8 protein-coding genes are annotated in these 7725 nt (G+C 63.9%); all 8 read left to right on the top strand.

Features of this window, described 5'->3' with window-relative positions; genetic code table 11:
* Positions 1-626, top strand: a 626-nt coding sequence (locus Q0D45_RS19660; protein ID WP_293397038.1) for a RuBisCO large subunit C-terminal-like domain-containing protein, incomplete at its 5' end; no start/stop codon positions are given.
* Positions 627-642: 16 nt separating this feature from the next.
* The gene (locus Q0D45_RS19655) at positions 643-1077 is read left to right on the top strand and encodes a ribulose bisphosphate carboxylase small subunit (protein ID WP_293397035.1); all 435 of its coding nucleotides are present in this window, start codon (positions 643-645) and stop codon (positions 1075-1077) included.
* 80 nt (positions 1078-1157) lie between these two features.
* Positions 1158-2060 carry a CbbX protein gene (gene cbbX, locus Q0D45_RS19650; protein ID WP_293397032.1) on the top strand — a complete coding sequence of 301 codons (903 nt, stop codon included), beginning with the start codon at positions 1158-1160 and terminating at the stop codon, positions 2058-2060.
* A gap of 10 nt (positions 2061-2070) precedes the next feature.
* A complete protein-coding gene (locus tag Q0D45_RS19645; RefSeq protein ID WP_293397029.1) occupies positions 2071-3144 on the top strand; it encodes a class 1 fructose-bisphosphatase in 1074 nt (357 codons plus the stop codon).
* A gap of 70 nt (positions 3145-3214) precedes the next feature.
* Positions 3215-4087 carry a phosphoribulokinase gene (locus Q0D45_RS19640; RefSeq protein WP_293397026.1) on the top strand — a complete coding sequence of 291 codons (873 nt, stop codon included), beginning with the start codon at positions 3215-3217 and terminating at the stop codon, positions 4085-4087.
* Positions 4088-4121: 34 nt separating this feature from the next.
* Positions 4122-6173: a transketolase gene (gene tkt / locus Q0D45_RS19635; protein ID WP_293397023.1), complete on the top strand. Its 2052-nt coding sequence runs from the start codon at positions 4122-4124 to the stop codon at positions 6171-6173.
* Positions 6173-6925, top strand: a complete 753-nt coding sequence (locus Q0D45_RS19630) for an HAD-IA family hydrolase (protein ID WP_293397020.1) — start codon at positions 6173-6175, stop codon at positions 6923-6925. Before tkt ends, Q0D45_RS19630 begins: the two co-directional genes overlap by 1 nt.
* 10 nt (positions 6926-6935) lie before the next feature.
* A partial coding sequence (gene fba / locus Q0D45_RS19625; RefSeq protein ID WP_293397017.1) for a class II fructose-bisphosphate aldolase occupies positions 6936-7725 on the top strand: 790 nt, incomplete at its 3' end.

Genomic DNA, 7725 nt, shown 5'->3' with positions numbered 1-7725 from the left:
AGTCGATGGCCAAGTGGGCGCGCAAGAACGACATGATCCTGCACTTGCACCGTGCCGGTAACTCGACCTATTCACGCCAGAAGAACCATGGCATGAACTTCCGCGTGATCTGCAAGTGGATGCGCATGGCGGGTGTGGATCACATCCACGCCGGAACGGTGGTCGGCAAGCTGGAAGGCGATCCGCTGATGATCAAGGGCTTCTACGACACGCTGCGCGAAACCCACACGCCGCAAAGCCTGGAAACCGGCCTGTTCTTCGAGCAGGACTGGGCGAGCCTCAACAAGGTGATGCCGGTGGCCTCGGGCGGCATTCACGCCGGCCAGATGCACCAGCTCCTCACCTATCTCGGCGACGACGTCGTGCTGCAATTCGGCGGCGGCACCATCGGCCATCCGCAGGGCATTCAAGCCGGTGCAACGGCCAACCGCGTGGCGCTGGAAGCGATGGTGATGGCGCGCAACGAAGGCAAGGACATCTGGAACGAAGGTCCGCAGATTCTCCGGAACGCGGCGAAGTGGTGCACGCCGCTGAAGCAGGCGCTCGATGTCTGGGGCGATGTCAGCTTCAACTACGAGTCGACCGATACCGCCGACTACGCACCGACCGCCACCGCCAGCGTCTGAGCCAGGAGAAACCATCATGATGACCAATACCAATCAGCGCGTGACCCAGGGACAGTTCTCGTTCCTGCCGGAACTGACCGATGCCCAGATCACGTCGCAGATCGAATACGCCTTGAAGAAAAGCTGGTCGATCGGCATCGAGTACACGGACGACCCGCATCCGCGCAACACCTACTGGGAAATGTTCGGTAACCCGATGTTCGACCTGAAGGACGCCGCCGGCGCGTTGCTCGAAATCAACAGCGCACGCAAGACTTTCCCGAACCACTACATCCGCGTCACCGCTTTCGATGCCACGCGCGGCGTCGAGTCACCGACCATGTCGTACATCGTCAACCGTCCTGCGAAGGAGCCGGGTTTCGGTCTGGTCCGTCAGGAAATCGAAGGGCGTTCGGTGCGTTACACGATTCACTCCTACGCGACAGACAAGGCTGAAGGCGAGCGGTATTGAAGTCACGAAGCACGGCATCACCTCGGCCCAACCGGCCGGGGTGATGCCAATTTCCAGCAGCATCTCGAACGGAGGCAACCGTGGACGACACCCAGACCGTTGACCTCCAGGCGATCGTTCGTGATTCGAACGTCTCCGAGGTCCTTGATCAACTCGACCGTGAACTGGTCGGCCTGGCACCGGTGAAGCGGCGTATCCGCGAGATCGCCGCCTATCTCGCCGTGACCCGCGCCCGCAAGGCGCTGGGGCTGGAAGCGAGCCCGCCGAGCCTGCACATGTGCTTCACCGGCAATCCCGGCACCGGCAAGACCACGGTGGCGCTGCGGATGGCAGAAATCCTGCATCGCCTCGGCTATGTGCGCAAAGGCCATGTCGTGTCGGTGACTCGCGATGACCTGGTTGGCCAGTACATCGGCCATACCGCGCCAAAGACCAAGGAAGTGCTCAAAAAAGCGATGGGCGGCGTGCTGTTCATCGACGAGGCCTATTACCTGTACCGGCCGGAAAACGAGCGCGACTACGGTCAGGAATCGATCGAAATCCTGTTGCAGGTGATGGAGAACAACCGGGACGACCTGGTGGTGATCCTGGCCGGCTACAAGAACCGGATGGATACCTTCTTCAGCTCGAACCCGGGCATGTCGTCACGGATCGCTCATCACATCGATTTCCCCGATTACTCTCAGCCGGAACTGCTGTCGATCGCCAACAAGATGGTGGGCGCGATGAACTATCGTTTCGATGGCGACGCCGAAGCCGCCATGGGCGACTACATCGAGCGCCGGCTCAAGCAGCCGAATTTCGCCAATGCCCGCTCGGTACGCAATGCCCTGGACCGCGCCCGGCTGCGCCAGGCCAACCGTCTGTTCGCCGGTGTCGGCGATGGCGAGCTGAACGTCACCGCGCAGGATCTGAGCACGCTGCTTGCGTCCGATATCCTCGCGTCCCGCGTGTTCGACGCCGACACCGCTGCACCACCCTGAGGAACGCGCCATGTATCTCGGAAGAACCACGCTGTCGAAGTTTCTGATCGAGCAGCTGCACGAGCTGGACGACAACGGTCAACTCGCCGGCCTGCTGGTCGACGTGGCCGCGGCGGTGAAGTCGATCGCGGCGATGACGGCCAAGGGCGCGCTCGGCGGCTTCCACGGTGCCATCGACAACACCAACATCCAGGGCGAAGTGCAGAAGAAGCTCGACGTGCTGTCGAACGACGCATTGATCGACGCCTGCGAATGGGGAGGCATGCTCGCCGGCATGGTCTCGGAAGAGATGGAGGAGCCGATCCAGATTCCGGCCGAGTTCAAGCGTGGCCGCTATCTGCTGAACTTCGATCCGCTCGATGGCTCGTCGAACATCGACGTCAATGTCTCGGTCGGCACCATCTTTTCGGTGCTGGTGCATGACAAGGACTCGCCACCGACGGTCGAGGACTTCCTCCAGGAAGGCCGCCGCCAGGTCGCCGCCGGTTACGCGATTTACGGGCCGGCGACGATGCTGGTGATCACCGTCGGCAAGGGCACGCACGCGTTCACGCTCGATCGCGAGATCGGCAACTTCATCCTCACCCACGAGAACCTGCGGATTCCGCCGGACACCAGCGAGTTCGCGATCAACACCTCGAACGAGCGTTTCTGGGAGCCGCCGATCTCGCGCTATGTCGAGGAATGCAAGGCCGGCAAGACCGGCGTGCGTGGCCGCGATTTCAACATGCGCTGGATCGCCTCGATGGTCGCCGACGTGCATCGCATCCTGATGCGCGGCGGCGTGTTCATGTATCCGCGCGACACCAAGGACCCGGCCATGGTCGGCCGTCTGCGTCTGCTGTACGAAGCCAATCCGATCGGTTTCATCATCGTACAGGCCGGCGGCGCGGCGAGCTACGGCCGCGGCGCGATCCTCGATCATGCGGCTGATTCCGCGCATCAGCGCATCGCCGTAATCCTCGGCTCGAAGCACGAAGTCGAGCGCATCGAGCGCTATCACGCCGAACACGACAGCGGCGCCGATCGTCCCTACGCCTCGCCACTGTTCAAGGACCGCTCGCTGTACCGCTCCGAAGTCTGATTCCTGTAAATCCCAACAAAATTCAGGGGCACCTTCGAGTGCCCCGCGTCCTCCAGAGGGGAGACACACCATGTCTGTGAAACATCCGGTGATCGCGGTGACCGGCTCCTCGGGAGCTGGCACCACGACGGTAATGAAGGCGTTCCAGCACATCTTCCGCCGCGAGAAGATCAAGCCGGGCGTGGTCGAGGGCGATTCCTTCCATCGCTACGATCGCAAGGGCATGCGCGCGCAGCTGAAGGACGAGGAGGCCAAGGGCAACACCCATTTCAGCCACTTCGGGCCGGGCGCGAACCTGATCGCCGAACTCGAAGCGCTGTTCAAGACCTACGGCGCGACCGGCACGGGCAAGGTCCGCAAGTACCTGCACGACGCCGACGAAGCCGCGCCCTACAAGCAGGATCCGGGCACCTTCACGCCCTGGGCCGACATGGAACCGGGTTCCGACCTGCTGTTCTACGAAGGCCTGCATGGCGGCTACAAGGATGACGAGCACAACGTCGCCAAGCACGCCGACCTGTTGATCGGCGTGGTGCCGATCGTCAACCTGGAGTGGATCCAGAAACTGCATCGCGACCAGAACATGCGCGGCTACTCGCAGGAAGCGGTGGTCGAAACCATCCTGCGTCGGATGCCGGACTACGTGAACCACCTCTGCCCGCAGTTCTCGCGCACCCACGTCAATTTCCAGCGCGTGCCGACCGTGGATACCAGCAATCCGTTCATCGCCCGCGACATCCCGACGGCCGATGAAAGCATGCTGGTGATCCGCTTCGCCGACCCGAAAGGCATCGATTTCCAGTACCTGCTGAGCATGCTGGCCGGCTCGATGATGACGCGGCCGAACAACATCGTCTGCCCGGGTGGCAAAATGAGCCTCGCGATGCAGATGATCTTCACGCCGATGATCCTGCGTCTGATGGACAAGAAGCGCCGCGCCTGACCCTGACGCGACCCACAACACTGCCGAAATCGCCATGACCCAGACCCTGACCGCAGCCGACCGTCGCCGGCTTGCCAACGCCATCCGCTTCCTCGCCATCGACGGCGTCGAAGCCGCCAAGTCCGGCCATCCCGGCATGCCGATGGGCATGGCCGATCTCACCGAAGTGCTGTGGCGGGATTACCTCAAGCACAGCCCGAACAACCCGAAGTGGCCGGATCGTGATCGCTTCGTGATCTCCAACGGTCATGGTTCGATGCTGCATTACGCCGCACTCCACCTGTCCGGCTACGACCTGCCGATCGCCGAGCTGAAGGCCTTCCGCCAGCTGCATTCGAAGACTGCCGGCCATCCGGAATACGGCATCACGCCGGGCGTCGAAACCACCACCGGCCCGCTCGGCCAGGGCATTGCCAATGCCGTCGGCATGGCGCTCGCCGAAAAGATGCTGGCTGCCCGCTACAACCGCGATGGCCACAGCATCGTCGACCATCACACCTATGTGCTGCTGGGCGACGGCTGCCTGATGGAAGGCATCAGCCATGAAGCCTGCTCGCTGGCCGGCGTGTTCGGCCTGAACAAGCTGGTGGCCTACTACGACGACAACGGCATCTCCATCGATGGCCATGTCGAAGGCTGGTTCCGCGACGACACCGCCGCCCGCTTCCGCGCCTACGGCTGGCACGTGGTCGGCCCGATCGATGGCCACGACGTGGCGGCAATCGATGCCGCAAACCGTGAAGCGCAGGCGCAGACCACGAAGCCGACGATGATCATCTGCCGCACCCAGATCGGCTGGGGCTCGCCGAACAAGGTCGGCACCGAGGAAGTGCACGGTGCTGCGCTCGGCGCCGCCGAAGTCGCCGCCACCCGCGCGGCACTCGGCTGGGAATACGGCCCTTTCGAGATTCCGGAAGACATCCGCACTGCCTGGGATGCCCGCGCCAGCGGTGCTGCCAAGGAAGCCGCCTGGAATGATGCGTTCGCGAAGTACGCCGCTGCGTTCCCGATCGAAGCCGAAGAATTCACCCGCGCCCAGCGCGGCTATCTGCCGAAGGACTGGCTGAAGACCTCGCAGGAACTGCTCGCCGCTGCGCGCGCGGTGACCGCGCCGGTCGCCACCCGCAAGTCCTCGCAGGTCGCGCTCGAAACCCTGGTGGCGAAGATTCCGGAACTGCTCGGAGGCTCGGCCGATCTGACCGGCTCGAACCTGACTGCCGCGAAAGCCAGCGCTTCGTTCCACACCGTCGGCGCCGCCGGCAACTACGTCAGCTACGGCGTTCGTGAATTCGGCATGGCCGCGATCATGAACGGCATGGTGCTGCACGGCGGCTTCATTCCCTACGGCGGCACCTTCGCCGTGTTCTCGGACTACATGCGCAACGGCATGCGCATGAGCGCGCTGATGAAGCAGCGGGTGATCTACGTGCTGACCCACGATTCGATCGGCCTCGGCGAAGACGGTCCGACCCATCAGCCGGTCGAGCACGCTGCAGCGCTGCGCGCGATTCCCAATCTCGATGTCTGGCGTCCCTGCGATGCGCTGGAGACGGCGGTGTCCTGGAAGGCGTCGCTCGAGCGTCACAACGGCCCGTCGGCGCTGCTGCTGTCGCGCCAGAACCTGGCCCAGCAGAAGCATGGCGAGGACGGCGAAGACCTGATCGCCCGCGGCGGCTACGTGCTCAGCGAGCCGGAGTTGAATCTCGACGTGCTGCTGCTCGCCACCGGCTCGGAAGTGTCGCTGGCGATGGCCGCGCAGACGCAGCTCGCCGCGCTCGGTATCGGCGCCCGCGTGGTGTCGATGCCGTCGACCGACGTCTTCGATCGTCAGCCGGCCGCCTACCGGGCCAGCGTGTTGCCGCGAAACATCCCGCGCGTCGCCGTTGAAGCCGCGACCTCGGACAGCTGGTGGAAGTACATCGGCCTCGATGGCGCTTTCGTCGGCATGTCGAGTTTTGGCGAATCGGCGCCGGCACCGGCGCTGTACGACTACTTCGGCATCACCTCCGCAGCAGTCACCAAGGCGGCGCAGCGGGTGGTCGAAGCCAATGTCGCGACGCCAGCCGTCGAACTGTCGACCAACTGATGACAGTCATCGCCACCGACCGTCCCTTCGATGCGGTGCTGTTCGATCTCGACGGCACCCTGCTCGAAACCGCTCCGGAAATCGCCGCAGCGGTGAACCTGTCGATTATCGATCAAGGCCTGCCGCCCGCCGATACCGATGCCGTGCGCTTCTTCATCGGCCACGGCGTTCGCCAGACCATCGCCAAGGCTTATGACACGGTGTCCCTGACCGGCACCACGGCCGAGAAGCGCGAAGCCGACATCGATGCCGCGCTGATCCGCTTCGAGCACCATTACGGCCGGCTTGCGCCGCTGAGCCAGCCGTTTGCCGACACGGTTTCGACCTTGGTCAGCCTGCGCGCGGCCGGCGTCAAGTGCGCGATCGTGTCGAACAAGGAAACCCGCTTCGTCGAGCAGCTGCTGGCCGATGGGCCACTGCCGGCGCTGATCGATCTGGTGGTCTGCGGCGACACCCTGGCGCAGAAGAAACCGGACGCCGCCCCGGCGCTGCACGCGATGGCCGCCTTCGGCAGCAGCCGCGAACGCACCTTGCTGGTCGGCGATTCGTCGATCGACGTCGCCTGCGCCCGCAACGCCGGAATCACCGTCTGGATGGTGCCTTACGGCTACAACGGTGGGCATCCGGCGGCCGAAGCCGGCGCCGACAGAGTCATCAACACCCTGACCGAGGTTGCCCATGCCTGTTCCGGCACCGGGGCCGTCTCGGTTAATCTTGCCAACGGATTTCCTTCCGCCCCCCACACACCATAAGAGAGCGTTCATGGCACTGATTTCACTGCGCCAATTGCTGGACCACGCCGCCGAGCACAGCTACGGCCTGCCCGCGTTCAACGTCAACAACATGGAGCAGGTCCAGGCGATCATGCAGGCCGCCGAAGCCTGCGACAGTCCGGTGATCCTCCAGGCCTCCGCCGGTGCCCGCAAGTACGCCGGCGAACCGTTCCTGCGTCATCTGATCGAAGCGGCGATCGAGTCCTACCCGCACATCCCGATCTGCATGCATCAGGACCACGGCGCCAGCCCGGCCTCCTGCCAGGCCTCGATCCGCTCAGGCTTTTCGAGCGTGATGATGGACGGCTCGCTGAAGGAAGATCAGAAGACCCCGGCCGACTACGACTACAACGTCCGCGTCACTGCTCGCGTCGTTGAAATGGCGCATGCCGTCGGCGTGTCGGTGGAAGGCGAACTCGGCTGCCTCGGCTCGCTCGAAACCGGCATGGCCGGTGAAGAAGACGGCGTCGGCGCCGAAGGCACACTCGACCATTCCCAGCTGCTGACCGATCCGGATGAAGCCGCCCGCTTCGTCGCTTCGACCCAGGTCGACGCGCTGGCGATCGCCATCGGCACCAGCCACGGCGCCTACAAGTTCACCCGTCCGCCGACTGGTGACGTGCTGGCGATCAGCCAGGTCAAGGCGATCCACGCCCGCATTCCGAACACCCATCTGGTGATGCATGGCTCGTCGAGCGTGCCGCAGGAGTGGCTGGAAATCATTCGTCAGTACGGCGGCAACATCAAGGAAACCTATGGCGTGCCATGCATCACCAGAT

It is taken from the genome of Nevskia sp. (genome assembly GCF_023266035.1).
Lineage (GTDB): Bacteria > Pseudomonadota > Gammaproteobacteria > Nevskiales > Nevskiaceae > Nevskia.
Note: the sequence above shows the minus strand (reverse complement) of the source record. Positions and strands in the feature narration are given on the sequence as shown.